General features: G+C 41.3%; 24 protein-coding genes and 2 pseudogenes. 20 read left to right on the forward strand and 6 right to left on the reverse strand.

Going from position 1 to position 26,382, the window contains the following annotated elements; translation table 11 throughout:
• Nucleotides 1-152: 152 nt before the first annotated feature.
• Complete coding sequence (locus tag MHB49_RS05590; RefSeq protein ID WP_405155359.1) at nucleotides 153-1,004, reverse strand: hypothetical protein; 852 nt, start codon at nucleotides 1,002-1,004, stop codon at nucleotides 153-155.
• A gap of 242 nt (nucleotides 1,005-1,246) precedes the next feature.
• Between MHB49_RS05590 and MHB49_RS05595 the strand changes: the two are divergent.
• Nucleotides 1,247-1,437, forward strand: a pseudogene (locus tag MHB49_RS05595) (hypothetical protein); the annotation flags it as partial.
• A gap of 254 nt (nucleotides 1,438-1,691) precedes the next feature.
• Nucleotides 1,692-2,099: pseudogene (locus tag MHB49_RS05600) on the forward strand (DNA/RNA helicase domain-containing protein); the annotation flags it as partial.
• 73 nt (nucleotides 2,100-2,172) lie between these two features.
• Here the strand turns inward: MHB49_RS05600 and MHB49_RS05605 are convergent.
• Nucleotides 2,173-2,514: a helix-turn-helix domain-containing protein gene (locus MHB49_RS05605; protein ID WP_090952804.1), complete on the reverse strand. Its 342-nt coding sequence runs from the start codon at nucleotides 2,512-2,514 to the stop codon at nucleotides 2,173-2,175.
• Nucleotides 2,515-2,655: 141 nt separating this feature from the next.
• On the opposite strand from MHB49_RS05605, the gene MHB49_RS05610 reads away from it, so the two are divergent.
• From MHB49_RS05610 to MHB49_RS05655, 10 genes are all read left to right on the forward strand, one after another.
• Nucleotides 2,656-3,177, forward strand: a complete 522-nt coding sequence (locus MHB49_RS05610; protein WP_405155360.1) for a hypothetical protein — start codon at nucleotides 2,656-2,658, stop codon at nucleotides 3,175-3,177.
• Nucleotides 3,178-3,352: 175 nt separating this feature from the next.
• Nucleotides 3,353-4,594, forward strand: coding sequence for a WXG100 family type VII secretion target (locus tag MHB49_RS05615; protein ID WP_405155361.1), 1,242 nt, complete (start codon nucleotides 3,353-3,355; stop codon nucleotides 4,592-4,594).
• On the forward strand, nucleotides 4,594-5,079 hold the full coding sequence (locus MHB49_RS05620; RefSeq protein ID WP_405155362.1) for a hypothetical protein: 486 nt from the start codon (nucleotides 4,594-4,596) through the stop codon (nucleotides 5,077-5,079). The genes MHB49_RS05615 and MHB49_RS05620 overlap by 1 nt, the downstream gene beginning before the upstream one ends.
• Before the next feature lie 195 nt (nucleotides 5,080-5,274).
• On the forward strand, nucleotides 5,275-5,601 hold the full coding sequence (locus tag MHB49_RS05625; RefSeq protein WP_405155363.1) for a phosphoribosyl-ATP pyrophosphohydrolase: 327 nt from the start codon (nucleotides 5,275-5,277) through the stop codon (nucleotides 5,599-5,601).
• The gene (locus tag MHB49_RS05630) at nucleotides 5,585-8,020 is read left to right on the forward strand and encodes a DEAD/DEAH box helicase family protein (protein WP_405155364.1); all 2,436 of its coding nucleotides are present in this window, start codon (nucleotides 5,585-5,587) and stop codon (nucleotides 8,018-8,020) included. Before MHB49_RS05625 ends, MHB49_RS05630 begins: the two co-directional genes overlap by 17 nt.
• A 566-nt stretch (nucleotides 8,021-8,586) precedes the next feature.
• Nucleotides 8,587-10,506 (forward strand): 3'-5' exonuclease, encoded by a 1,920-nt coding sequence (locus MHB49_RS05635; protein ID WP_405155365.1) that lies wholly within the window; start codon nucleotides 8,587-8,589, stop codon nucleotides 10,504-10,506.
• Nucleotides 10,507-11,368: 862 nt separating this feature from the next.
• Nucleotides 11,369-11,533 (forward strand): hypothetical protein, encoded by a 165-nt coding sequence (locus MHB49_RS05640; protein ID WP_405155366.1) that lies wholly within the window; start codon nucleotides 11,369-11,371, stop codon nucleotides 11,531-11,533.
• Between the two features lie 98 nt (nucleotides 11,534-11,631).
• Nucleotides 11,632-13,080 (forward strand): radical SAM protein, encoded by a 1,449-nt coding sequence (locus MHB49_RS05645; protein WP_405155367.1) that lies wholly within the window; start codon nucleotides 11,632-11,634, stop codon nucleotides 13,078-13,080.
• A 61-nt stretch (nucleotides 13,081-13,141) separates the two neighbouring features.
• Nucleotides 13,142-14,311, forward strand: a complete 1,170-nt coding sequence (locus tag MHB49_RS05650; protein WP_405155368.1) for a hypothetical protein — start codon at nucleotides 13,142-13,144, stop codon at nucleotides 14,309-14,311.
• Nucleotides 14,312-14,418: 107 nt separating this feature from the next.
• Nucleotides 14,419-16,077, forward strand: coding sequence for an ABC transporter ATP-binding protein (locus tag MHB49_RS05655; protein ID WP_405155369.1), 1,659 nt, complete (start codon nucleotides 14,419-14,421; stop codon nucleotides 16,075-16,077).
• A gap of 263 nt (nucleotides 16,078-16,340) precedes the next feature.
• Here MHB49_RS05655 and MHB49_RS05660 read toward each other — a convergent pair whose 3' ends face one another.
• Nucleotides 16,341-17,108: a MerR family transcriptional regulator gene (locus MHB49_RS05660; RefSeq protein WP_405155370.1), complete on the reverse strand. Its 768-nt coding sequence runs from the start codon at nucleotides 17,106-17,108 to the stop codon at nucleotides 16,341-16,343.
• Entirely contained in the window at nucleotides 17,083-18,009 is a 927-nt protein-coding gene (locus MHB49_RS05665) for a DUF2268 domain-containing protein (protein ID WP_405157053.1), read from the reverse strand. Before MHB49_RS05665 ends, MHB49_RS05660 begins: the two co-directional genes overlap by 26 nt.
• Nucleotides 18,010-18,226: 217 nt before the next feature.
• Between MHB49_RS05665 and MHB49_RS05670 the strand changes: the two genes are divergently transcribed.
• Nucleotides 18,227-18,976 carry a hypothetical protein gene (locus MHB49_RS05670; protein WP_405155371.1) on the forward strand — a complete coding sequence of 250 codons (750 nt, stop codon included), beginning with the start codon at nucleotides 18,227-18,229 and terminating at the stop codon, nucleotides 18,974-18,976.
• A gap of 136 nt (nucleotides 18,977-19,112) precedes the next feature.
• Here MHB49_RS05670 and MHB49_RS05675 read toward each other — a convergent pair whose 3' ends face one another.
• Nucleotides 19,113-19,700, reverse strand: coding sequence for an N-acetylmuramoyl-L-alanine amidase (locus tag MHB49_RS05675; RefSeq protein WP_405155372.1), 588 nt, complete (start codon nucleotides 19,698-19,700; stop codon nucleotides 19,113-19,115).
• 93 nt (nucleotides 19,701-19,793) lie between these two features.
• On the opposite strand from MHB49_RS05675, the gene MHB49_RS05680 reads away from it, so the two are divergent.
• The 4 genes from MHB49_RS05680 to MHB49_RS05695 all read left to right on the forward strand — a co-directional run bounded on the left by MHB49_RS05680 (nucleotide 19,794) and on the right by MHB49_RS05695 (nucleotide 21,465).
• Nucleotides 19,794-20,192: a hypothetical protein gene (locus MHB49_RS05680; protein WP_405155373.1), complete on the forward strand. Its 399-nt coding sequence runs from the start codon at nucleotides 19,794-19,796 to the stop codon at nucleotides 20,190-20,192.
• A gap of 236 nt (nucleotides 20,193-20,428) precedes the next feature.
• Nucleotides 20,429-21,061 (forward strand): sigma-70 family RNA polymerase sigma factor, encoded by a 633-nt coding sequence (locus MHB49_RS05685; RefSeq protein WP_405155374.1) that lies wholly within the window; start codon nucleotides 20,429-20,431, stop codon nucleotides 21,059-21,061.
• A complete protein-coding gene (locus MHB49_RS05690; RefSeq protein WP_053784070.1) occupies nucleotides 21,054-21,233 on the forward strand; it encodes a YvrJ family protein in 180 nt (59 codons plus the stop codon). The genes MHB49_RS05685 and MHB49_RS05690 overlap by 8 nt, the downstream gene beginning before the upstream one ends.
• On the forward strand, nucleotides 21,214-21,465 hold the full coding sequence (locus MHB49_RS05695; protein ID WP_247900942.1) for a helix-turn-helix domain-containing protein: 252 nt from the start codon (nucleotides 21,214-21,216) through the stop codon (nucleotides 21,463-21,465). The genes MHB49_RS05690 and MHB49_RS05695 overlap by 20 nt, the downstream gene beginning before the upstream one ends.
• Before the next feature lie 195 nt (nucleotides 21,466-21,660).
• Here the strand turns inward: MHB49_RS05695 and MHB49_RS05700 are convergent, their stop codons facing one another.
• On the reverse strand, nucleotides 21,661-22,917 hold the full coding sequence (locus tag MHB49_RS05700; protein ID WP_405155375.1) for an MFS transporter: 1,257 nt from the start codon (nucleotides 22,915-22,917) through the stop codon (nucleotides 21,661-21,663).
• A gap of 407 nt (nucleotides 22,918-23,324) precedes the next feature.
• Here MHB49_RS05700 and MHB49_RS05705 point away from each other — a divergent pair, with 407 nt between their 5' ends.
• The 3 genes from MHB49_RS05705 (at nucleotide 23,325) to MHB49_RS05715 (ending at nucleotide 26,276) form a co-directional block, all read left to right on the forward strand.
• Nucleotides 23,325-23,783, forward strand: a complete 459-nt coding sequence (locus MHB49_RS05705; protein ID WP_405155376.1) for a MarR family winged helix-turn-helix transcriptional regulator — start codon at nucleotides 23,325-23,327, stop codon at nucleotides 23,781-23,783.
• A gap of 172 nt (nucleotides 23,784-23,955) precedes the next feature.
• Nucleotides 23,956-24,774 (forward strand): SDR family oxidoreductase, encoded by an 819-nt coding sequence (locus MHB49_RS05710; RefSeq protein ID WP_405155377.1) that lies wholly within the window; start codon nucleotides 23,956-23,958, stop codon nucleotides 24,772-24,774.
• A 203-nt stretch (nucleotides 24,775-24,977) separates the two neighbouring features.
• Nucleotides 24,978-26,276 (forward strand): galactokinase, encoded by a 1,299-nt coding sequence (locus MHB49_RS05715; RefSeq protein WP_405155378.1) that lies wholly within the window; start codon nucleotides 24,978-24,980, stop codon nucleotides 26,274-26,276.
• Nucleotides 26,277-26,382: the final 106 nt, after the last annotated feature.

A 26,382-nucleotide genomic window follows, 5' to 3' on the forward strand; every position in this document is an offset into this window, starting at 1 on the left:
TTATTGTGCTATTGAGCATTGATCAAAAAAATTAAAAACGAGGTCTGAATGAAATTTAGATTCTAAAATACTCAAAAACACAACAGAATCTCTCTGGATTTGAGGAGATTCCGTTGTGTCTTTCAAACAAGAGTTTAAATAAACGCAGTGTTTTAATTTTTAAATTGAGGCCCTTCGTATCCATTGTTATCTGCTCCAGAGGGCCCAGCATCTATCCCTTCTTCAATTGTTGCCGGAACCTTGTCTTTACTAGTAGCTGATTCTTGACTTTCTGGTTTGGTTTTTGTCCAAACTTCATCGCCTAGAGCAGGGGACTGCCACCAATAAAAATCGCGGTACACTAGATCTGTTGTCAAATATAACAACGTTGAATTATTACTTTTATCATTAATGGTGAGTTCATATTGAGAAACTCCAATGCCATCAGAATTATTAAGCGCTGTGATCCATTGCTCAATTTTGGGAACAAGACTGTTCACCTCTGAGATTTCCGTTGTTAGCACGATCGAGGCGAGTTTTCCACCCAGTTCGTTATCCGTTACATTCGTCGATTCCACCATCACATCATTTGCTTTCAGTTCACTAATAATAGCGTTCTGGACTGATTCAGAATCAAGCTTGCCTACAATTTTAGCTGAGAAGTCTGGTATTTGGGTAATGTCGTTAGAGACACCGTTGTATATATTCCGGCCGTTTTTGTCTGTAATCGTAAGATCAACATTTTTAATTTGCGAGGTTCCATTAGAACCACTTCTTACTTCATTCCGAATTTTTCGGATGGTTTTAATATCATCTATCGTTGCTTTTCCAGAAGTGGAAGCTGAGTTTGTTTCCAATTTTAAATCATGCTCGTGGGTAGAAATCTTTGCAACCTCCACTCCTCCCTTAACAAGCTGATCTTGGATTAGTTGGGTAGGACTTTCAGCAGAAATAGAGTTCATGTAAAACGCTCCGCTCAGGACGATAACTGCTGCTACGACAAGAAACCACTTTTTATTTCTCATTATAATTATCCTCCTTATAAAAGGTTGAATTTAAGGCCCATAGACTCGGAAATTTGCATTACTGGTCTTCTGACTGAATAAGGGCTTTCAGCGGTTGGAGCTGTGTCATTTACAGTCCAAACGCCACTTGAATTTTTATAAGATACACTTGTGAATCTAAACGGTCCCATCTGTGTATTTGTTGCATGACTTTCTGCGTTTGCTTGAACATTGTTATACGAACTTAGATTCCAAGGACAAAGGGCAAAGAATGCCTCAACGCGCTTGGACAAGCGCATCAGGAGTACAACTTTCAGTATAAGTTCCGGGCCTTGACCGGCACTACCAAGCACTCCATCTCACATTACATCGAGAACGGGTTCTCAAATCTGCCTCGCGGCACGTTCATTCAGTTGAAAATCAGACGAAGGAATATATCATGCGCAACCTCAAGCAGATGAGCTTAATCGCAGAGCGTTAGTTCTGAATCTACAAACGTCCCAGCAAGACATCAGACTGCCGCTGACCTGGGGTTGATGATGCATTGGAGATTCGTCCTACCGCTAATTTCGATGGATGGATCAAGATTCTTTTGAATTTAAGTTAACGAACACATCAAACGAAGTGTACGATCTAGTCAAAAGTAAAAACGATCAGGGGTATACGGCGAGGATGTTGGCAAATTTTGCTTGAAATTGGACAGCTGATAAAGAAGGTAATCGCAATGGAGAAATTCCGGATGCAATTATTGAAGAACATCGTTTTGCTATGCCTTGGAATGCTCGTTCAATATCAAGTACTTGGGCTATTCATGAGAGTGGTATAGTCCAGATTGGATGTGTTCATACGTCTCAAGGTCTTGAATTTGATGATGTAGGCGTAATTATAGGGAATGATCTAAAATATGATTCGGATAAAATGGAACTTTATTCAGATTATTATGAGTACAAAGATAGAATGGGAAGACGAGGGCTTAAATTTAAGAATGAAGAACTAGCCAAGCTTGTTAAAAAACATTTATTAGATTTTATGTCTAGGGGTATGAAAGGTTGTTATGTTTACTGTCGAGATCAAGAATTGATGAATTATTTATGTAGCAGAGCAAATTCAAAATGATGTGCACCACGGAATGGGCAAAGTAGAGAGAAACCCTATCATTCCATAAATGGACGGATAGGGTTTGCCGTTTTCACATCAATATTCCTTTAATAACATTTTTGGCTACACGAATATTATCAGGAGAAGAATCTCTTAGCAGCTGTACAATTTCTTTGATTTGTTTCTCATCTTCAGTTACCTCAAACTCTTCTTCTATATAAGCAAATAATTGAATCAAATTAACATCCAACGACTCAGCGATTTTCGCCAAGTTCACCAAAGAAACATTCTTTTCTCCACGTTCGATCTGTCCTATGTATGAAAAATGAAATCCACCTTTTTCTCCGAGGGCTTCCTGTGAATACCCTCTTTCTTTGCGTAATGCGCGAATTCTGGCTCCGACCAGCTTCAAAACTTCTCTGTCTTCGTTCATGGTATTCACCTCTCTATGTTCAAAAGTGTAGACAAGTTTTCTCAAGGTAAACACCAAACGAAGAATACAAATAATTTATTTGATTACTATAAGTATCATTTTATTGTATAATACTGGTATTAACTCTTTGGAGGGATGACAATGGCAAGAAATTGGTCCATAACCGAAGCGCATTGTAATCACCAAGTAGATTTTACCCCACGTTTGCAAGACCATGATATCTCCACACAACCTAGTTCCAAACACATTGCTGCTTACCATATGCTACGTACCACAATAATGGCCTATCACCAACATGCTAAGTATCATCTCAGACTTGCCGCCATCATGCGTAATCACAATCAGTTCAAAGCCTGCCTTATTCTATGTGATTGGGCTCTAGCCTCCATGATTAAGGCGCTTTATATCCATAAGTATCATTCAGTTCATCCACCCAAGGAGCTCACCATGAACGAAATCTTGCCTTTAGTGCATACGGACACTGAACCCGGATTGGATATGGCTTTGTTCATCGGCACGATACAACATATGTCATCTTTAGAGGAACGCCAAGAGGATCAATATTTAGACCTTGATAACATCGAAAAGCTTCTTCAACGAACGGAAGACATTTTGGAGGAGTTAGCCACTCGATTGAATGATAATTTATCAGAGTATTTCTGAAATGAGGCGTGTCATGATGATCTGGAGGTTCTTTTCACGAGGAATGGGACTGGAGGATTATAAGTACTGAAAGGTATTCATTTGGAGAAAGGGAAAATCAGGATATTGGGCCGATGTATGTCTAAAGAACTTCTGCTAACATGGTAAAATCCTATTTCTAACAGCGGAGAATGATATGAGTACAATTAAAGTAGCACCAGAACAACTGCTGCATGTATCCAAGCAGATCGAGCAGGGCAGGCAACAGTTGGAAGCGATACGAAATGACCTGACCGCACGGATCGGATTCATCCAGTCTCAATGGGCAGGAGCAACGCAAGAACGGTTTTTTTACGATTTTCAGCAGTCACATTCTGTACTGGATCGAGCTCTGGAAAGTATGGTGAAGTCATCCCAAGATCTCATGGAGATAGCCGAGAGATTCGAACAAGCGGATCAGGAACAGGTGAGTCTAGGAGCAATTGTTGGGCAGATTGCTACAAGCACAACGTTGAATAAATCTAGTGAGAGTCCAATTGATCAACGTGAGATGGTATACAACCCTACATTTCGAGTTTACGTGCCTGCCAATGAAGCAGGGAATGGAATGACAGGGCAGAATGAGTTTGCTGAATATTGGAAAAGTGGTGGTACGTATGAGGAAATGAGAGGTGGACCAGAGCAACTTGAGCCTAGTGGTGGGGATATATACGATGAGCAAATTGGCGTATTTAAGGAAGGGTATCATCCCGTAACTGGAGAAGCTATACCCGCATGGCAATCGGCGATTTCTATCGCAAGTTTACAATTTGGTAAAATCGCGCTGGCTTTTACGGGGATGTATAATAGGGGCTATAAGGTTCCGAAAGAGGGATTAGGAATACCGAAAGACAGAACAGTAACGCCTAGTCACATTCAAAGCAAAATATTGCACGATAACCCACTGGTCAGCAAAACGAACAAAGGATTAGAAGTGGAGTATACTAACCAGGCTGGAAACAAAATCGTTTGGGTAGAGCACAATCCCAAAAATATTACCAATGCTATAGAAGCTGCAAAACATAGCCGAGACACAGGGAAAGTTGTTGAAGGAAAAGTTGGTGAATTTGTAGATCGGCATGTCGGGGTAACTGGCTTTGGGGTAGAAATTAAAAATGCAGATAACAAATTAAGAGTTACAGATTTGGATGTTGTAACGAACTCACAAATTATTGAAGTGAAAAAGTCAGCGGGAGCAGTGAAAACAGACCAAATAGATAGATTAGTGGATATGAATAATAAAGAATTTTTCAATTACAAGAAGAAGGAAGTTATTTTATATATAGACGCACCACTAGAAAATACGGGTCGAATTGCATCTGAGAAAATCGATCATATTAAGAGCAAGGGTGTCAAAGTGGTTAACTCGTTAGAAGAATTAAGGGAGGTACTGAAGTAATGGCATCTGCTTTTGTTTTAATAGAAGAAAATAGCAATATTCCCATTGAGCGTTTGATCCAGGATATACAAGAAGCTTGTCTGGAAGCAAAGTTAACTTTAGTTTTTGGAATTGAAGATACGGATTCAGAACAGAACATGAAACATTGCTCCTTGGGAATTATCCTTTCCGACCAAGAAGAGTTGGGCCATAGTGAGCAAAAGAATAATATCAGAGTCGATGTATATGATGAACCTGTTCAATATCAATATAGAGAATTGGAATGGAGAGATGATGGGAGAGTATATTTTAACACGCTGATTATAGATGAAGTTTATCAAAATGAAGAGGTTACGCTAACCTTTTTATATCATTTTCTTGCGAGACACCCTCAGATGGTGGTATGGATGGAGGAAGACTGGGTCTATACATTATCTGATCTGGAAAAAGCTCTGAAAACTTCAAATCAAACTGATTGGTGTTATGTGAACCCGGATTCAATGTAAGTAACACGATATTTCTAAGTAAGCCCATTTCAACTCTTATACGAGTAGTCATGGGTTCTTTTTATCCCCTCATTCCAACCCACTACTATACAAAATCTACCCATCCCTCCCCATAGCAAATGGTATAATGACAAAAAGGGAGATTCTGGCGCGTGAGGCTGGAGAACTTCCACAGCAGAAAGGATGTTATACCACATGCCTACATACAACAAATTGGTTCGGGACAAGATTCCACATATTATCACATCCAGTGGTAAGGAATGCCGGACGCGCATTCTGGACCCGGAGGAATATAAACAAGAATTAAGAACAAAGCTGCAAGAAGAGTCGGATGAGTACATAAGTGCAGCGAACGATCAGGAGGCTTTGGAAGAACTGGCCGACATGCTGGAAGTTATCCGGGCTCTGGCGGAGGTGCACGGAGCGAATGCGGCTCAGCTCGACAAGCTGCGGGCGGACAAAGCCGAGGCGCGTGGCGGATTCCAGGAGCGGGTGTATCTGATCGATGTCGACGAAGCTTAACGTTAAACTCATTACAGACAACCTGGCCGATGAACTAATTACCCGGATGCAGCATGCATCCGGGATTTATATTATGACGTCCTTTATTATGCAGTCCGGGGTGAAACTGCTGGCTCCGCACTTGAAACGGGCGGCAGAACGTGGGGCAGAAGTACGAATGCTTGCGGGAGACTATCTGTATATCACGCAGCCGGAAGGTTTGCGGGCGCTCTGTGAGGTTGATCCACGAATTGAGACACGGCTGTGGCGAAGTATGGGAACTTCTTTTCACCCAAAAGCGTATCAATTCGATCATGACAACGGCGAAGGATTGCTGATCGTTGGCTCGTCCAACTTTTCGTTCACTGCGCTGAAGACGGGGTATGAATGGAATCTGGCGATGAATGCGGAGGCGGAGCCGTATACGTTTCAGTCAGCATTGGACAAGTTCATGCAGAGCTTCTACCACGAGACAACATTGCCGGTGAACCCGGATTCGATTGAACTGTATGAGGAAGAGTACCGAAAGTATCACCAGAAGAACCCGGAGATGATCCAGCGGATCATGGAGATGGAAGAAGCAGAGTTCGGGACGGGGCTACCTGAGGACAAAGAGGAAGAAACCGCCGAGCTGTCGCTGGTGCCGATTCAACCGCGTTTTGCGCAGTTGGATGCCCTCGAAGCACTTCATGGCACGATGGAGGAACAGTACGACAAGGCAATGGTCGTCATGGCGACCGGGCTTGGCAAAACGTATCTGGCGGGTTTCTTCGCCCAGCGGTTCCAGCGGGTGTTGTTTGTGGCGCATCGGGAAGAGATTCTGTTCCAAGCAAAGAAGTCCTTTCAACGGATCATGCCCGAGCGCAGTCATGGGATATATAACGGACAGTATAAGGATGGAACCGCGGATTGTGTGTATGCTTCGATCTTTACGCTGAGTATGCAGAAGCACCGGGATGCATTTGCGGTGGATGCTTTTGATCTGATCGTGGTGGATGAGTTCCATCATGCGGCGGCGAAGACGTACATGTCGGTGATTGAGCATTTTCAACCCAAGTTTCTGTTGGGCATTACGGCAACTCCGGATCGACTGGATGGCAAAGATGTGTATGCGCTCTGTGATGGAAATGTGGCGTACCAGATGCATTTTATTGAAGCGATCCGGCGAGGTTGGTTGGTGCCATTTCAATATTACGGAGTATTCGACGATACGGATTATTCGCAGATTCGCTGGATCGGGACCAAGTATGATGAGGAACAGCTCATGGCCGTTCAATTGCGAGAGGAGCACGTAGAGACGATCTATGCAGCCTGGGTCCGGCACAAACAGACGAGAACGATTGGTTTTTGCTCGTCGATCCGTCAGGCGGATTATTTGGCTGCGTATTTTCGCAGTCAGGGGGTGAAGGTGCTCTGTCTGCATTCGCGTACAACGGAGATGTCGCGGGAGGAAGCGATTCGACAGCTTGATACGGGTGAGCTGGAGGTTGTGCTGACGGTGGATCTGTTCAACGAAGGAACGGATATTCCACGTGTGGATACGCTATTGTTCGTGCGTCCAACCGAGTCGCTCACGGTGTTTACACAGCAGGTGGGGCGCGGTCTGCGGCTGGCGGAGGGCAAATCGCATTGTGTCATCATCGACCTGATCGGAAACTACCGAAATGCGGATGTGAAGCTGAGTTTGCTGGATGTGCGCGGTGAGCTGGAGGGAACCGCGAAAGTCCGAGATTCGGCTGTGCCGGAAGTTCCAGACAACTGCGGGATTCATCTGGAAACCCGAGTGGTGAACCTGCTTCAGGAGCTAAGCCGCAAACGGCTGCCGCGCCGAGAGAAGCTACATCAGGATTTTCTGGATGTGAAGCGAGAGCTGGGGCGTATTCCGACGTATCTGGAACTGCATCTGCTGGGACGTTCGAAGAGTATCGGGTATCGGGGCGAATTTGGTTCGTATGTTGGGTTTCTATATTGGGCAGAACTGCTGTCCCCATATGAGGGAGAGATGTACGTACGGCATGAGGCTTGGCTGCGCGATGTGGAGAAGACGATCATGAACAAAAGCTACAAGATGATCGTGCTGCTGTACATGCTGGAGCGAGGCGAAGAGCACTGGATGGACCCGGTAACGCCGGGCGAGATGGCGAGATTTTTCCATACGTATCTGACGGAGAAGGAATACCGGAAACGGAAAGACTTTTCGGACAAGGACAAGCTGGCGCTCTGGGAGTGGAACGAGAAGACGGCAACTGAGATTGAGAAGCTGATTTCTGAAATGCCCATGTCGATTTGGAGCGGGGCGAAGGGCAGTATGACCCGATTCGAGGATGGCGTGTTCTCGCTGAATGTGCAGGTGAAGGATACGGAGGGACAGGCGCTACTATATCGCTGGACGAAGGAGATTTGTCTGTATCGGTTGCATGCGTATTTTGAGCGGGGGTAATCCTCTTTTGGTGAGATTCATTGAAGTTGTTGTATAAAATATAAGTGGCAACGAAGCTGGTAAGACCTTTGCTTTGTTGCCACTTATATTTTTTGTGATCGATTCATGACGATTAATTGGCTTATCAATCTAGTTTTTAAATTCATAGATAGCCAGAATTATAATAGCAATTAGTGCTATAAGGAAAAAAATAAAAAGGGTGATTAGAAGTCCGTAACCTAGTATAGAGGATAACTTGGTAATTAATTTTTTCATACAAAACAACCTTTCTGGCTCTCGGTAAAGTAACTGTTAGTTGGGCGGCTGAAAAAGTAAGCAGAAGTTGGAATTGGTATTTATTAGTATATAACAACTAAAAAAGAGTTTAGTTTCCCATTTTTGCAAAAGAGTGACTCTGAAAATTTCGGGGTTTCTTTTTTTTTTTTTGAGCTAGCATCTCATAGATTTCGTTTGCAATGGATACGGCTTCAAGTATAGATCCATATACAAATTAATTGTGGAAAATTGTGGTTTTCTGGTGGATAATGTCTGTATAGCAATTATAGATTTGACTAGGAGCGATTAGCATGGCATATACAGTACCAGAAGCTATTCCGAAGAAAGCGACAGCTGGAGAAAGGCTGTTATTTGAGACACTGAAGAAACATCTCCCTGAAGACTACATCGTATACTATGAACCTGAGATTCGCGGAAGACGACCGGATATCGTGATTATCGGGCCAGACCTCGGCCTGCTTGTGCTTGAAGTGAAGGATTATACCAAAGGAACGCTGCATCAGGTGAACCGGGATGAATGGATATTGCGCAATACGGCAGGAGAGACGGTTACCGCCCGGAGTCCGTTGAAGCAAGCGAGAGACTACGCATTTCTCATTGCGGATCAATTGAAGAAGGACAAGAACCTGATCAAAGAGGGAACGCCGGGATATTTGAAATTCAATTATGGGTATGGGGTCGTCTTTACCCGCCTGAAGCAAAAGGATTTTCTGCACATGGATTTATACAGGGTGATTGATCCTGTGTTTGTGCTGACCAGAGAAGAGATCGACCCGGAGGATGAAGATTTCTCGGAGGCGATCCTGATCGAGAAGCTGTTGAACATGTTTACGGTGCCGACTCGAAACCGATATACCTTGACCGATGAGGATGTTCAGGCCATCCGGTACCATCTGTTTCCAGAAGTGCGGATTAGCGCGGAGCGTAAAGAAATCGTACCTCATCAAGACCAGCTACTATTATCCCTACATAATATCAAGACGATGGATCTGCATCAGGAAAAACTGGCGAAGCAGGTTGGAGACAAGCACCGCTTAATCCGTGGAGTAGCGGGCAGTGGCAAAACGCTGGTGCTTGTCAGTCGGGCCCGGATGTTGGCCAAGGCCAATCCGGACTGGAATATCCTTGTACTGTGCTATGGTTCTACTCTGTCCCAATATTTGAAGCAGGCGATTGTACAGAAGATGGCCGAGCCTGAGGATTTATTTGATTTTGCCGATGGTGATGCGGCTTCATCGCATGCATCGAATATCCAGGTGACCACGTTCCACTCGTGGCTGGGTAAACATTTTCGCATCATCGACAGGAAATTGCCAGCGTTGCTGGAGAAGGTGGAGCAAGGGCTGGAAGACTTGCCGAAATATGATGCCATATTGATCGATGAGGGACAGGATTTCGAACCGGAATGGTTGAAGCTGGTGAGTGCTTGCCTGAATGCCGATACGCAGTCCTTGCTGCTGGTGGAGGATCGGGCACAAACCATTTTCAAACGAAAAAACAGCTTGGCCCAGGACACAGGGTTAAATTTTCGTGGCCGCTCCAAAATACTGACGATCAACTACAGGAACACGGCTCAGATCGTGCAATTTGCGTGGGATTTTTACAAGGAACACTCCAGGTTACAGCACAAAGTCATTAGCACTGCGGCAGACGGAATCGAGATTATACCGCCTCAGTTTACAAAACGCAAAGGTCCAGAGCCTCTGATCTATCAAAGCCAAAGCACGCAGGCGGAGATGGCGTTTGTAGCCAAGTCGATTGACTATCTGCGCCGGGAAAAATCGTTCGCCCTGAAGGACATCGCCATCTTGTACAGGGTACAGGAATATAATGAGACCCATATTATTGATGAAGTTCAGCAGGTGCTGGATCAACATACGATCCCGTATAATTGGGTTACCCAGAATGATCAGACCAAGAAGAACTTCGATCGCAACGAGGATAGCATTAAAATTTTGACCATCGATAGCGCCAAGGGGCTGGATTTCAGGGCTGTGTTTATCATTTCTATTGAAACGATGCCTCGCAAACAAGGAAAAGCGGATGAAGTGGATGAACGGGAAGTGTCCCGCTTCTACATTGGAATGACTAGAGCGCTGGAATGGCTGTTCCTTAGCTACTCTGGCGAATCCCGATTCACGCAGTATCTGGATGAGGTGCAGCATCAACGAACGGAGAGGCAGAAGGATAAGGCTGTAAGGAAAGTGTAAATGCTCGTGGTTTGAACTGAGGAAAATAAAATACTCACGTGAACTTACTTGAAAAAACGTACCTTACATTTTGTTATGGAGATACGTTTTTTGCTTTGTTTTCTTTTAGAGGAGCATTCATACTATTCCAAAATGGGGTGTAGAATTTTCAGGTGAGGATCCGGAGGAACGGGCGGTGCTGTACAGTTGGATGAAGGAAATCTGTCTGTATCCGTTGTGTATACATTTTGAGCGAGGGACGGAATATATTAATTTAAGGAGAGGATAAATGTAATCAAGAAACGGATATTTTAAGTAAATTCAGTAAAATTAAAAATTTATCTTGACACAGAAATCACACAAAAAAATAAAGACTGGTGATTGAATAAAAGAAAACAAAATGTATAATTGTATTATAATCCCAGTTAGAGATGAGGAAGGAGCCAAAATGAAAAAATATGTTGGTTTGAATGTTCTTTTAGGGGTAATTGTGATTTTATGCTTTGTGACTATAGAAAATCTTTGGCCCGATCTAAACTATAAATTCCTGATATATTTAGGACTCATTGTAGCAGTATTGTATACTCTCAAAGATTTCTTTATGACAAATAAGCTGTCCTACAAAACGAGTTCTACTATTTTATTGATATTTCTAGCCGTTACTGTTATCTCTCAATTTATATTTTCTGTCATAATCTTAGACAAAGGTTTTTTTGATAATAATTACATTATTTTTTTGGGATTAATATATCTCCTGATATGGATTCGTTTGAGTTTCACCCAAAAATCCAAACAGAAGGTTTAAGAGAGAGTTACAACTGATTTTAAAGCTCCGCTAAGCGGAATTTTAAAATAATATATAGAACGGAAAGGAGGTGATCATATGTCAGAGATTACGAATTCCGGTGTTACCCCAACATGGAGTAAGTGTACATCAGGGTGTTTGGTTTGTGTAGGGACTTGTATTGCCGATGGACCGGTTCCATTGGTTGATGTAGCAGGTGCTATTATTGCTTCTGAATCACTTGACTGGTTCAATAATCACTAATACGAAATTATGTAGATTATGCGGGTTGGCTCTGTCGTAATCAGCAATTTTGCAGGGCTAACCCCTCACCTTAATTAAGGGAGGTAAAACCAAAGTAAATGTTAGTTGCCAGACTTTGGTTACTGCTCATGAAAAGGGGATTGTATTTTTCAACGAAGAAGAATAACTACTTTTATGATGATATTACAGGTAATGTTGGTATAGTTAAAGGAGAGCTTCCTGAAAACACTATTGTGTACGGGGATTCGAATTATGTTTCACCGAGTGTCTCTAAAACGGATATAGAGTATCATATACATCAACAAGCTTCAAAAATTTTAACACTTGTGGTTACAGAAGATTGCAATTTTAGATGTAAGTATTGTGTGTATTCTGATAATTATACAAATACTCGTGCTCATGAAAAAAAATTTATGCAATCTGATATCGCTTTTGAAGCTGTTGACAAATATTTAAATCATTTTAATTCGTATAACAACACAAATCCGATGATTTTACCTAAAATTTGTTTTTTTGGAGGAGAACCCTTAATTAATTTTAAACTGATTAAGGAAGTGGTACAGAGAGCAAAACAATTATATTCAGGTAAAATCCTTTTTTTAATGACCACCAACGCTTCATTGCTAACAAATGATAAAATAGATTTTCTCATGGAGAATGACTTCTACCTTACTATCAGTTTAAACGGAGACAAACAAGAGCATGATCGGATGCGAGTTTATTCGAATGGTAGAGGGACCTATGACGATATTATCAAAAAATTATATTTAATAAGAGAAAAAAACATTGATTACTATATAAAAAATTTATCCATAATTAACGTTTATGATACGGGTACAGATATGCAGAATTTAAGGGGATTTTATAAGGAAGGGATATTGCAAAATAAGTTAGCGAAATTATCTCCAGTTCTAGATACTGGTACCAATTGGTATGAGCAGTATAGTGAGGAAGAAAAAAATAAATTCAAAGATTGCAATCGATCTATCATAGAAGAATGTGTAGAGTCCATAAAATTAAATAAAGAAATGGATGACGTTTCAAGATTAGTCTTTATGAATACTATATTTAATATAATAAATCGCCCAATTAATGTTCCCATCGAGCATATCAAGTATTCTTTTTTACCCTATACAGGCACTTGCTTTCCAGGAATGAAGATAGTAGTCGATACAAAAGGGCTATTACACTCATGCGAGAAAATCAATGAAAAAATGCCTATAGGGAACGTAAGAAGTTGGGTTGACGCGAGATTGATTGAGAAAATAATCACAAAATATAACGATACCATGGGTCCTAAGTGTGTTAATTGCCCAGTACAACGATTGTGTGAAGTTTGTTATCAGCATGTGTTGGACGAGAACGGGGAATTCTCGTTGCATCTAAACAATAATATATGTGATAACTTGATAAAAAGAAAACAGGAAGCATTCTCGTTTCTATATGGGATTATGGAAGATGGTATAAGCTTTAATGATCTCTCGAAATCCTTAACTAAAAAATTTGAGCGACAAAAAGAAGGTGAACTTCTTGAAGAAATACTTTAATTTTTATAATTCCAGCGTAGTCCTATACGGTGAGATGAATTCGGTATTATACGATTTTAAGTTGAATAAAATTTATCATCTTCAATCCATAGAAACGCAAATCGTCAAGGCAATATTTGAAGGAACAGAGATTGACAAAATTAAGAGTGAATTTGAGAGTGTTATTGTAGAAAATCTTCTGGGAATTTTCGAGGAAAAAGAGTTAGGTGAATATTATAAAAATTTTATTCCACATGAGCCCTTTAGAGTAGGCTCCCTCAACTCAAATAGTATTGAAAAGATAACTTTAGATAATATCTTTTACGAATTACCATGCAAATGTGAAAATAACTGTTCTCATTGCTTTCTTCCAAAAACAGGGGGGTGTACTACTTGTAAAAAAGTTGAGATCAATAAGGATTTCGATATTAACTGGGAATCCTACTACACCGTATTGAGGGATACAGTGTCAATGGGCTTTAAGAATATTTATTTTCAAGGGGGGAATCCATTATCGGAATGGGGGAATCTAAAAAAAATAATAGACTTTACAAATTTGATAAAAAATAATGAGCAAATCATTTATGTGATAGCTCCCCATATTGAAGAGAATAAATCATATATTAAGAAATTGGAATACCTTATTAATAATCAGATTAGACCGATCATTTCAATTGAATATTCATCTCAGTTTAAAACAGAATTTAACCAGAGTATTAAAGTCTTGAATTATTTAGGAAATCCTACAAACAGTGAAAAAAACGGCATCATACTTAACGTTGTACTTGAATCGAAATTAGCAGGTGATAATCCATTAGAAAATGCAATAACAAATCATTTAGATTATACATTTTCTTATATTATAGATGATAAGACTGATTCGCTAGACCATAATAAATATTATTATAACCAAGCTGTAAGTTACCATTCTTATATGAATTCAGAGTTTTTCCATCCATGTTTGAAAGGGACGATTGCAATAGATGCAGAACAAAGGGTATTACCATGCCCTCGAATAAATGAAGTATTATTGGACAAGTATGCTTATCATTCATTTATGGAATTATTTCAAGAGTATTACAAATTGAGCCCATACTGGAGTTTGTCATTAAACAAGGTAAATCCATGTAATAAGTGTGAGTTTAACAGATTATGCTATGATTGCAGAGCAGTAGAACTTGCACATGGTTGTGAAATTGATCACAAAAAAACTTGTTCAAGCCATGCGAATCTGTATCAGCCTATATCTTAATTAAGATGATAACAACGACTTGACACTTTTTATAGGATTGAATCAAGAAAAGTGTCAAGTCGCAATACTCCATTTAAAATATGTTTATATTATGAGGGGACTGCTTTATGGGGCATAAGATTAGAAAACAAATTATTTTTTTCTCTAGTCTTTTGAAAGGTTATTACTTTATCCTGTTTATAGGAATGTGTTGTCTTGTAGCTGTTTCACTTTTAGCTATGCCAATTCCCAATATAACTGGTGATTTAGTTGATCATCTTGCAAGCAAGCCTTCCTACTCAATGTTATACAAATTAGTAATGATAATTGCATTGCTTCAACTGTTCAAGGCAATATTATCATTGTTTGGGAAGCTATTTTTAAGTAAATTTAGCATTGAATTATCCAATAAGTTGAGATTAATAATGATACAAAAAACAATCAATTTTCCCATGGATTTTTTAAATAAAAAAGAAAAGGGCTATTTGATGTCAAGGATTTCCGAAAGCTCGAACGTTTCTAATTTATTTTCTCCATCCATGGTTAATATGGTAGTAGGGATTTTCGATTTTATTATCTCAATAATAATGATATTTAAAATTAATCTTCGTTTATCATTAATCGTTGTTATTATATTACCGATCTATGTCATCCTATCAGTATATTTTTCACGTAGAATAAAAAAATCAGTCACTGAAATGAATGAGAGTTCGGCTATCATGTCTGGAGGAGTATTTGAGACGATCAATGCAATAGAAGAGATTAAGATGTTGGATTTAAAAACAATTCAAATGAGCAAAGTTGATCATTTATCTAAAATCGTAAAAGAATCCATTTTGAAAATGAACCGCAATCTGAACTTTTACTTTGAAAATTTCTCTTTTATGAGTGCATTTATTGGTACAGGAATTTTATACTTCTCAGGGATTTTAATTATAGATAATGCTTTGACGATCGGGAGTTACATAGCATTCACGGGTTATTTATCTAGAATATTAGGGAACCTTCAAGTGTACTCAACAGCTGGGATAACTATTCAACCCATACTTGTAAGCATTCGAAGAATTCAAGAATTTCTTGGCTATGGTGATGAAGGAGATGGAAGAGATAAGGGGCTTATTGGCAGTATCGAAAAAATTGAATTTATTAATGTTACCTTTAATTATGTAGACAAGCGGGAAGTCATTAGGAATTTTAATCAGACAATTATCAAAGGGGAGACCATTTTGATTCTGGGGTCTAACGGATCAGGGAAATCAACTTTAATTAAATTATTATTAGGTCTGTATAATCCCAATGATGGTCAAATCATGCTTAATGATGTTGATCTTACTAAAATTAAGCTGAATGATCTAAGGGAAAAGATAGGCGTAGTTTCTCAAAATATTCATTTATTTAAGGGAACCATACTAGATAATATACTTCTAGGGAGTGATGATTCTAAGTTGAGTTATTTAAATAAGCTCATTAATGATTATAACTTAGATGTATTCTTGAATTTCGAAAATAAGTTGGATACCGAAATAGGGAACGGAGGAAGTAATTTATCTGGGGGGCAAAAACAATTAATTGGCTTCTTAAGAGCTCTTGTTTTACAAAAAGAAATTCTTATTCTGGATGAGCCGACTTCGGCTTTAGATACAGCAGTCAAGGAATGTGTTATCGACATTATAAAAAATAGATCCATCGCAAATATTACCATAATTATTTCCCATGATCCTAGTTTTTATTTTATCGATAATAAAATTTATATGAATAAGAACTTTGAAGGTATGGTTGCAAAATAAAGGATCAAACTAACGATCAGAGGTTGACAATATTGGTCAACAAATTGGAGAGTTAGAGGGATTCAGGAGCAAAGAAATGGTTTTAAACTTTTGATTTACATTAAATTAAAAATTTTAAATAAGGAAAAGCAAAACGTTGGAACGTTAAAGTATTGGAAAAAAACCTTTGGATGCATTCCGAATCCATGAAGAATACAATCAAAGGTTCTTTGTTTTGTTTGGACTGAAACCTCCCACATATTTCGTTAGGCATAGAAAAAATCTTATACTTCCTCACCCTCCACATAAACCATAATCGCTTGATACAAAAACCTCAAAAAATCCTCATTACCGAACTGATCGAAATAACCCGCATAGCGACGATCCGTCGTATAGGCCTCGGCAATACATCTCAGAATCTCAGCATCACAGACCATGAACTGTTCTAGACAAGCCTTCCAATCACTCACTAACGCTTGTACCTCATTCGATGCAGGAGACCGATCCTGATGTTGCGCCAACTCCCGAAATACCTGCTCCATATTAGCCGAGAACTGCTGGTAGGCTTGTTCTTGCTCTTCCACAGACAATCGGCCCACATTAGCTTCGAATTCCTGATATTTCTCTGTATCCCCGTAGATGAACTTCGCTTCGGATTCATATTGTTCTTGGATGGACAGGATGGAGGAGTCGCCAAACAGATTAAGATGAGCGATAGCCGTTCCATCCACATACTCGTCCAACTGTTCGATGATCGTTTCGAGCTTTTGTTTTCGTTGAACGAGTGTACTGCGATGCTCTCTCAGGATATCTTTCTGTTCATCTTTGGAGAGCTGCATCATGGCTGCAATGTCTTTCAAGGAGAAATTCATTTCTTTGAACAATAGAATTATCTGCAGATTTCCCAGTGCTTTTTGATCGTAATACCGATAGCCATTGTCCTCGACTTTGCTCGGTTTCAATAAATCCGTTCTATCATAATAGTGTAATGCACGTTTGGTGACGCCAGTAATCTGAATGATATCTTTAACGGTGAAATAGGGTGTCTTCATTCCAAAATTCCTTTGTTTCCGCAAGAATAACACTTGCCGGAGTAATGGTTGCTTTGGTAATTGGTATACCTGTTTTGTTCAGATAATATTGAATCAAGTGATAACCACAGGCATAACCAGCCGCATAAGGCATACCTACGGGCGTGAAGTTTTGCATCTTCGCAAGTTCATCGCCAAATAGATACGGATTAATCTGGTCAAAACCGGTGACATGCAGCTGGTCTTTCATTTTTGGTTTAATTACATTATTCAATGTCTCCATATTCGTTTTGGCTACCCAGGGGCCCAGCAAATCTTCTCCATACAGGGCTGTCGCAAAGCTCTCGGCCAACCCCTCGCTTACAATCATTTCTCCAAGTGTAACATGTGGATCCCACTGGATATGCTGATACCTCACATTATGATTGCATTCATGGGCTAACACGGATTGCATACGAGGTAAAGTATAAGCATCCGGGCTCAGGTTCGCAATAATATAACCGGGAATGCCACCATCTCCACATATGCCTTCATTCATCTGTAACGTTGGACTGTTCTTATCCCCTAACAAAATGGTGTACAGATATTCTGAAACCGAGAGCTCAATCCCATCTTGCACAAAGGTGGATAGACTTGCCGTAACCGCTTCATGACACTGCTGCCAAAATGCTTCTGATGAAATGGCTGCCAGCGGCTCGCTAATCTCAGACGTGATGTCGGAGGGAGCAATATTCATAAAGTTATTCATCATGATCACATCGAAGCCGTTAGGCTCGCTTGAACGAAATGGAATCTGTTGAATGTTCCATTTGTTCAGGAAGGGTCTCATCATTCTCTCGCGGTATAACTCCAATTTCTCATCGGGTGCAGCCTGGATGATTTCTTCATAGATTTTATCCGAGCGTAACGCAGTAATTTTCATCATTAATCTCTCCTTTAGGTGAACTGGGGTTCATTATGAAGGATGACCTTACGTAACAGTCAAGGAGGGATTACTGCCATACCATATTTTTGCTAATTATTACAATTTTGGTCCTAATCCTTGGAGCTTTGAGACAGAACTGAAACCCTCATCCAAGTTCGTTATTATATAATGCTTTTAAATTGGAAAAACACTCCACTGAAATGAGGAAGTGGTTATGAAAAAATATATGATCCCTCTCTTGCTCGTGTTGCTTGTCGATTCAGGGAGTCTGGTTTGGTTGTACTTATATAGCTCATCTACGAGTGAGGCAGCTGAAACAGTCTCCACGGAGACGGAACTCCCGCATATGGAATTACCCGCTTTACCTGATATCGTTGAGATCAAAAGCGAGGGGAAATCCATAAAAATATCCCTTAACGACATTCCTCAGTATAAGAATTATTTATTGAATGAAGGAGATATCCAAGCGGAGATTGCGCGCACTCAATTTACATCATTGGATGTTCCTTCTTCTAATGTGTATGCGATGCTGGAATATGGCTGTGGGACCAAGGATTGCTCCACCATTTTAGTCCAAACCAATGGGAATAAGAGTGAAAGTCTAACCATGCCTGTCGGCATACTTCAAGATTATAAAGTTTCCTCAGATCATGAAAAGGTGCTAATTCGTTACGCTTATGATGAAGGTAGTCTGGTTAAGAGACAAATTCTTGTTGCCGTGGATCTCGAAAAATTAAAAGTCATTCCGTATACATCAGCTGCTCTGGAAAAGCCATTTATGTTGAAGCCGACTTGGCCCATCATCTCATATGATTGGATAGATCATAACCAATTCACTATTGAAACGGCAGCGTTAGAAACAAGTGAATTCTCAGCATTGGAAGACTGGTTTTCTTCCGAAAATCGCAAAACGAGGAACGTCACGATCCAGCTGGACGTGAACAAACACCTCGATGAATATTGAGAGCTGCGTAGATTCTCAGGTAACTATAACAGAGGCATATGACTGGCATAGTTCACGCAACTCTTTCTTGAAATTTTTACAAACATATGTAAAAATAATTAAAAAAAGCTGGGAGATCACTCTCCCAGCTTTCCATTTAATTTCCGAAATAATTTTTCAAACCGTTAAGAACGCCTGCGGCAAAATCGAGCGATGCTTCATACATCGGATAATCCAGGTTGGCTAATGCCGTCGAGTTGGTAATGTACTCCACTTCAATAAGTGCTCTTGGATACGTGGTTCCTGACGGGTATCGCAATACACCAAGAGATCCAACAGCTGCTTTTGTGTCGTCCAGCACTCCGCGATCTTTTGTACCCAAAGCGGCAACGACTGCTGTTTGAAGGGTTTGTGCAAAGCTTTTGTCTCCGGAACGCGTTTGGGCATAGTATGTCTCTGTACCGCTCGCTGTTGTGCTGCCCCCATTCCAGTGAATACTGATAACCGCATCAACTTTCTCGTTTTGTCCTTTTTGCCAGCGATCATTAATGCCTACACTAGTGTCAGAAGTTCGTGTCATCACTACATCTACACCTGCGTTGGTTAGATACGACTTGACGGAGTTAGCAAAAGTAAGTGCCAGATTTTTCTCGTATACCGTGCTTCCGTTTAATTTGCCGCTCGCTCCGTTGTCTGAACCACCGTGACCTGGATCAATCAGAATTTTTTTCCCTTTCAATGCCATGTGTAATCACCTCTACGAATTATTTGATTGGCGCCAATCTACTTCATAAAGCGTGATGAACTTATCTAAAAACAACCTACTAAGGAGTACAGAATGAAAAAAATACTTATCTTTTTGTTCTCTCTGTCGTTAATTTCTCTCTCTGCCTGTTCTTCAACCAAAAAGGTTGAATTGACCTTATCTGCACCAGTAGAAGGGGCCAAACTCGAAACCACTCAATTGCATATGGCTGGAAGTATTTCTGATCAGGATATTTCCTATTTTTTCTATCAGATTGAGGATGGGCATTCTTTTGTTGGCAGCGGTAAGATTGTTATAGATGAAGGAAAATTTGATGAGACGGTTGAATTTAGTGCTCCTTCAAATGGCAATGGAATGGTAAACTTTTATCTGGATGAAGATCATAATGGAACATTCGATGAGGAAACGGATACAGGGAAGGTTCTTCAATCGGTTTCGGTTACTTTTGATGAATCCATCGTACAAAGATAAGGACTTTTCACCCTAAAAGTGATAATAAGACATCAGCCTAATTGTGCTGTTGTCTTATTTTTTTATATCTATGGGTCATGGGATAGTCATCCTAAAGGATGATTTTTTAATTATTTTGTACGATATGGAAAAAAATATAGTATAATAAAGAGAACAAACGTTCCTATTTATGGTTGTTTTTTCTCTGGGTAAAAACGCCTTCTTAAATATAAATAGTTGAAGGAGGGGGAGTCATAATGAGTTCCTTAGAGAAGATTTGTCATTACCCAACACATTCGGTCACTGCACAGTTTGAGGAGTACAAGCATCAGAATCCCGCGTTATTCCATAATCGGGTTGTTCTTAACTTTTTCGAACAGGAGAAGCATCAGAAGTTATTGCTGGAGTCCATGAATGGGGAGGATGGTAAAGAAGAGGAGTTAAATGAGGCTTTCCGCAAATATTTCTTTCAATTTCGATTTATCAATTATGTCACATCATCGCTCAAGTTCATGAGTATCGATCAGATGCGGCGTAATCAGCGTTATGCTACCCGAAATGTACTGATCTATGACAGGCCATCCTCGGATGAGTCCAGTACGTGTATCGGTGAGACGATGAGTGGCTATCAAACTTCAGTGGATAGTTTAGAGTCGGATGAACGGTCTATGTCTTTTCAGGAGGGCTTTGCGGATGAACATGTGGAGTCGGCATTTGAGAGTTTAACGGATAAGCAGAAACATGTCACCACACTATATTATGGACAGGGGTATCACGATCATGAAATTGCGAGCAGACTTCAGGTCAGCCAGCAGGCCATAGCGAAGACAAGAAATACAGCTCTGAAAAAAATGAAAAGCGTTATAGAGAAAGGAGTAAGCAATGGATAATAGCGCATTTGCAACTTTTATAGGGGGAATCAGTCAGGTCGGTTTTCCCATCATGATTACATTATATTTATTTACCCGATTCGAGAAGAAGCTGGATCAGCTCTCAGTCAATATCAGTACTCTTATAGAGGTAATCAAAGCGGTGATTAAAGATGAATCAAAACAACGTTGAATTCTATGATGCAGTGCGGAGGGCACAGAATGGAGATCGGGAGAGCATGCTTCAAATTATCAGTGCATTTCAACCTATCATTCAGCGGATGAGATATCAGGTCAGACCCCAAGAGCGTGACGATCTGTCACAGACCATCGTTGAAGGATTGATCATTAAAATCATGAATTATGAATTGGAGCATGTACCTACTTACTCGGAGTTCTGCAAACAACTGTTTGATGCCGAATGAAAGACGAAAGCATATACTTAACTGCCCGAATTCAAAAGCCCTGTTATATTCCATGGTGTCACTAAGTCACTGTGAAATATAGACAGGGTATTTTTGTCAAGCACCGAATGTGCAACACCTGATGCATTTATACCAGCCTATCAAAAATAAACCCGGAGGACCTGTAACGGGCTTCCGGATTATCGCCTTACATTCCTACACATGATGGGTGTTACGCTGATTCTCTGAATGATTCTGCTTTTTAAAGGTGAATAACAGACCAGACAGGATATAGACTAGGCTTAACAAAAGGTAAGGCATTTGTAACGAAAATACTCTATCGAATGTGGTTTCGCTGATTCGCACCAGTAATCCGCCAAGCAAGGTACCAATGGCACTAATCCCAAAAGACAAAAAGCGAAACACGCTTCCAACCCTGCCGAGCAATTCATTAGGCACAGATCGTTGCAGAATGGAAGAACGTGTAACATTGTAGACGATAATGAAAAATGCAGCACAGAAATATAGGGCCCCTACAGCATACGCATTCGTAGTCAGACCTACCACACCGTAGATGATGCCCATATACAGAATGGATAAAATAATTAATTGTTTTGTGGTCCACTTTTTGCGCATATAAGCCACTGCCTGGCTTCCCACGATGCTGCCGATCGTTGCAATGGAGATTAATATACCGAATGCAAAAGCATCCAACTGAAGGACATCTCGTACAAAGAAAATTTGAGTGGCCAGAATGATCGAATACATCAGCGTAATCGTGACGGACAGAATCGCCAAACCACGGAGAAAACGATCATGATACACATATTGAATCCCGGACCACATCTCCTGTTTCCAATTCTTCATGGGCTGTGTGCCCTTCTCTGCTGCTTCCCGATTCCCCGGATAAAAGCTTCCCTTTAGGGCGATTAAGAGGAGAAGAGCAATGACAGCTGTGACGGTATCAATGGCAAAAGGAAAAACAATATGCAGGGTGATGATGAATCCCCCTAGGGCAACACCCAGAATATCACTCGTAATCAGCTGTCCCGCTGTAAACTGCCCGTTGGCTTTTTCCAATTTGTTCTCGTCTACAAGCTGAGGAATAATGGTCTGTACCGTGCTGTCAAACACAACGCGGCTAAGACCAATCCCGAACATGAACAGAGCGAGCATCGGAATGCTGATCCATCCACCCCATATACATAACGTCAGGCCAAGAAGAAGAATCATGCGAGTAAAGCCTGCTCCGATCAGCATATGTTTACGAGAATATCGGTCGATTAGAACGCCCACGGGCAGACTGAAGAGAAGCCAGGGCAAACGGAGGGCGGTCATGGTTATGGAGGCATATAAAGTATCGCTCGTAAGATTGGAAATGAGCCATGGAACCGCAGCAAGCGTAAGTCCATCACCCAAGAAAGTAAGAGAGAACGCACCAAAGAGTTTAGTATAGTTCGACTTGATCTTCATAGTATCCTCCACCATCAGGCTCAGAGCTTTGCTAATTTGTAATGAGTAAAACCGTATTTATTCCTTTTAATACAAATTTAAGATATTTTTAAATGAAGTGCAATCCTAATTTTGTTATTAAAAGGTATAATATGGGTGGATAAAAACTTCATTCATTTGAAAATTCTGTTGTTTTGAGAAAACGATTACATGTGGGTATCCCTATTTCCATGTCAGAGATTACACGCCTTAGAAAGCGAAAGGCAGAAGACGAAGTTCGAGCATGCGAGCGTTTTGATTTTCTAGAAAAGAAATAATGATTTGACATTTTCTAAGAGGTAAGTTATCTTCGCTTATATAGTTAAGGTATTAACTAAATGGAAAGGACAGAACACATGGATAATATGCAAGGAGAGAACTTACTGCCAATGGATCCTGAACAAGATGCGCTGCAGGAATATTTGCTTCGTCTGCCGCTGCCCAATGAGGCTTTTTTTACGATGGTTGAGGCGACTGCCAATCTGGTGGCCGTGTCGGAGAAATACTGGCAATCCCAAGGACTGAATGGCGCAAGAATTCGAATACTCGTAGAGATTGCGAAAGATGGAGGAACAATGCTTCCTTCAGTGCTTGCCGAAAAAATCGGTGTCACCAAGGCCAACATTAGCTTGCTGCTGACTCCGCTGGAGCGTGATGGATACATTGCGAGGGCTGAACATGCCCGAGATGGTCGCAAGACGGTGATTTCCATTACCGATGCAGGACGGACATTATTGAGTGAGCATCTGCCGGGTAACCGTGAAGCTGTGGCTAGGCAGATGGGCAAGTTGGATGAACAGGAGCAGCATCAGTTGATTGTTTTGTTGCAGAAGCTGAACAGGTCTTAATCCTTAATGCTGTCTAATATGACGTTAGATCAGTCGATTCTGAGGCGGGATATGCGGGGAAAGGGATAGGATTGGTTCAGCGAGGAATGTGTTGTAGTTCAGTAATCACTCTGTCCACTTAGTTAATAACTTAACTACTTGATGCAATTCATTTACAGGAGGGAAAAGCAGGATGACGATCATGATTACCGGAGCCACAGGACAATTAGGCAATCTGATTATTGCAAATCTGTTAGTCAGGGTCCCCGCTACAGAAATTATCGCAGGTGTCCGTAATGGGGGGATGTCTGCCACCTTAAAAGCTTTAAAGGATCAGGGTGGGGAGGTTCGATGTATTGACTATGATAGGCCGGAAACGCTACAGAAAGCCTTTGCCGGTGTAAATAAATTGCTGCTGATCTCCAGCTCACATACCGATGATACAGTCCGGCTAACTCAACATACAAGTGTAATCCATGCAGCGAAGAACGCAGGAGTTGAACATATCCTTTATACCAGTTTTGCTTTCCCACAGACGAGTCTTAAAGGCTCGAGTAGCGTGCATAGACTTACCGAGCAGGTCATATTTGATTCGGGGATCAAGTATACGATTTTGCGCAATGGGCTGTATATTGATTTTGTGAATGTCCTTGGACTACAGGAGGCGATACAAAGTGGTGTGCTAACAACTCCAGCCGGAGATTGGCGGTTTAATGCGGTTACACGCAGTGATCTTGCACGGGCCATTGCGAACGTGCTTGCAGAGAAAGGTCATGAGCAGAGGATATATGAGTTGGCGGCACCAAAAACTTGGAACTTTGCTGATTTGGCTGAGGTGCTTACAGAGTTTGCAGGCAAGGCCGTCATTCACAGTGAGAATGTGTCGGTACAGCATTGGATCTATCCTTTTTTAAGCAGTATTGATACCAGATCTACATCCAAGGACCTTGAGCAATTGATGGGTCAACCGATAACTTCGTTGAAGGAGAGCATTGCACATTTTCTGAATTAATCGAATTACATTGGAATGACGTTAAGCCCGTATGAATTATGAATGCATTAACTTCAAAAAACGCTTACAAACTTTCAATTCTACCCTACCTTTTCGGAAAAGAAGCTGAGATAATGGAAAAGTAAACGGGCATGAAGTAATCCCGCTATCGTTCATCATTCACGTAGAAAAATAAATGCTGCATATCCATAGGAGGATTATTAATGACTACACAACCATTGGCACTGATCCAATCCACTTCAGGCCAAGCGCTGCTTGCCCAAATGTATGGTCAGCAACAACTGGAAGAACAGACAGCACGTTACACGAAGCTCAATGAATCATTTGAGCAGTACTTCGGCGTACAAGAAGGCAGCAAGCTGTTCAGCGCGGCTGGACGCAGCGAAATTGGGGGAAACCATACGGATCATAACCACGGTAAGGTACTGGCGGGTAGTATTACGCTGGATACAATTGCAGTGGCTGCGCCAACGACGGATTCGGTAATTACCTTTTATTCCGAAGGCTATGACCAGAAATATGGTATCGATCTCACGGATTTGGCACCGAAGGCAGAAGACGATGGCACAACGGCGCTGATTCGTGGTATGGCTGCGGGGTTTGGGGAGTTTGGATACAAGGTGGGTGGCTTTCAGGCATACATCTCCAGTAACGTGTTCTCGGCGTCGGGTCTGAGTTCTTCGGCGTCGTTCGAGATGCTGATCTGTACGATCTTGAATCACTTCTACAACGAGAGTACGCTGGATGTTGTAACCCTGGCGAAGATCGGTCAATACGCGGAGAATCACTATTGGAACAAACCGTCCGGTCTGCTGGACCAAATGGCTTGTGCCTATGGCGGGTTGATTGCAATCGATTTTGAAAATTCGGCACAGCCGGTGATTGAGCCTGTTAAGTGGGATTTCCAGGAGAACGGCTACTCACTCGTGATTGTGAATACAGGTGGGAACCACGCGGATCTGACCGAGGATTACGCTGCTGTTCCTCATGAGATGAGAGCGGTTGCTGAGGCACTTGGCAGTGAGTACGTCCGTGAAATTACGGCTGAGGCAATCTATGCCAATCTCAAGCAGGTCCGTGTGGTCGCAGGGGATCGTGCGGTGCTGCGTGCATTGCATTTCCTGGCAGAGAATGATCGGGTGGATGGTCAGGTGTCATCACTTCGTGAAGGGCGTTTTGCTGACTTCCTGAATCTGATTACGGCATCCGGGAATTCTTCCTGGAAGTGGCTCCAGAATGTATATCAGAGCGGTTCGGTGAAGGAACAGGAGATTGGGATTGCACTGGCACTGACAGAGAATTATTTGCATAACTTGGGTGATGGCGCTTGTCGCATCCATGGTGGAGGCTTCGCAGGCGTCATTCTGACGATTCTTCCAAACGAAAAAGTAGAGGAGTATATGTCGTGGATGCACGGCATGCTGGATACGCCGATTATTGTGGTCAATGTGCGCGCACAGGGTGCGGTATGTTTGAATGAATTGATTGAAAACGTGGGTTAAACCTGTCGGTGTAACACACTGCGATGTTTAACCTGTATTATTAAACAGTACATTATAGCGGTTCTCCAACTTGACGCTGGTCATGAAAGAGGATCGCTTTTGGCTG

The organism is Paenibacillus sp. FSL K6-0108 (genome assembly GCF_045040695.1).
Lineage (GTDB): Bacteria > Bacillota > Bacilli > Paenibacillales > Paenibacillaceae > Paenibacillus > Paenibacillus pabuli_B.

Bases quoted from the DNA above. Each gene is read 5' to 3' on its own strand.
- MHB49_RS05590 (WP_405155359.1), bottom strand. From the start codon at position 1,004: ATGAGAAATAAAAAGTGGTTTCTTGTCGTAGCAGCAGTTATCGTCCTG.
- MHB49_RS05605 (WP_090952804.1), bottom strand. From the start codon at position 2,514: ATGAACGAAGACAGAGAAGTTTTGAAGCTGGTCGGAGCCAGAATTCGC.
- MHB49_RS05610 (WP_405155360.1), top strand. From the start codon at position 2,656: ATGGCAAGAAATTGGTCCATAACCGAAGCGCATTGTAATCACCAAGTA.
- MHB49_RS05615 (WP_405155361.1), top strand. From the start codon at position 3,353: ATGAGTACAATTAAAGTAGCACCAGAACAACTGCTGCATGTATCCAAG.
- MHB49_RS05620 (WP_405155362.1), top strand. From the start codon at position 4,594: ATGGCATCTGCTTTTGTTTTAATAGAAGAAAATAGCAATATTCCCATT.
- MHB49_RS05625 (WP_405155363.1), top strand. From the start codon at position 5,275: ATGCCTACATACAACAAATTGGTTCGGGACAAGATTCCACATATTATC.
- MHB49_RS05630 (WP_405155364.1), top strand. From the start codon at position 5,585: ATGTCGACGAAGCTTAACGTTAAACTCATTACAGACAACCTGGCCGAT.
- MHB49_RS05635 (WP_405155365.1), top strand. From the start codon at position 8,587: ATGGCATATACAGTACCAGAAGCTATTCCGAAGAAAGCGACAGCTGGA.
- MHB49_RS05640 (WP_405155366.1), top strand. From the start codon at position 11,369: ATGTCAGAGATTACGAATTCCGGTGTTACCCCAACATGGAGTAAGTGT.
- MHB49_RS05645 (WP_405155367.1), top strand. From the start codon at position 11,632: ATGTTAGTTGCCAGACTTTGGTTACTGCTCATGAAAAGGGGATTGTAT.
- MHB49_RS05655 (WP_405155369.1), top strand. From the start codon at position 14,419: ATGGGGCATAAGATTAGAAAACAAATTATTTTTTTCTCTAGTCTTTTG.
- MHB49_RS05660 (WP_405155370.1), bottom strand. From the start codon at position 17,108: ATGAAGACACCCTATTTCACCGTTAAAGATATCATTCAGATTACTGGC.
- MHB49_RS05665 (WP_405157053.1), bottom strand. From the start codon at position 18,009: ATGAAAATTACTGCGTTACGCTCGGATAAAATCTATGAAGAAATCATC.
- MHB49_RS05670 (WP_405155371.1), top strand. From the start codon at position 18,227: ATGAAAAAATATATGATCCCTCTCTTGCTCGTGTTGCTTGTCGATTCA.
- MHB49_RS05675 (WP_405155372.1), bottom strand. From the start codon at position 19,700: ATGGCATTGAAAGGGAAAAAAATTCTGATTGATCCAGGTCACGGTGGT.
- MHB49_RS05680 (WP_405155373.1), top strand. From the start codon at position 19,794: ATGAAAAAAATACTTATCTTTTTGTTCTCTCTGTCGTTAATTTCTCTC.
- MHB49_RS05685 (WP_405155374.1), top strand. From the start codon at position 20,429: ATGAGTTCCTTAGAGAAGATTTGTCATTACCCAACACATTCGGTCACT.
- MHB49_RS05690 (WP_053784070.1), top strand. From the start codon at position 21,054: ATGGATAATAGCGCATTTGCAACTTTTATAGGGGGAATCAGTCAGGTC.
- MHB49_RS05695 (WP_247900942.1), top strand. From the start codon at position 21,214: ATGAATCAAAACAACGTTGAATTCTATGATGCAGTGCGGAGGGCACAG.
- MHB49_RS05700 (WP_405155375.1), bottom strand. From the start codon at position 22,917: ATGAAGATCAAGTCGAACTATACTAAACTCTTTGGTGCGTTCTCTCTT.
- MHB49_RS05705 (WP_405155376.1), top strand. From the start codon at position 23,325: ATGGATCCTGAACAAGATGCGCTGCAGGAATATTTGCTTCGTCTGCCG.
- MHB49_RS05710 (WP_405155377.1), top strand. From the start codon at position 23,956: ATGACGATCATGATTACCGGAGCCACAGGACAATTAGGCAATCTGATT.
- MHB49_RS05715 (WP_405155378.1), top strand. From the start codon at position 24,978: ATGACTACACAACCATTGGCACTGATCCAATCCACTTCAGGCCAAGCG.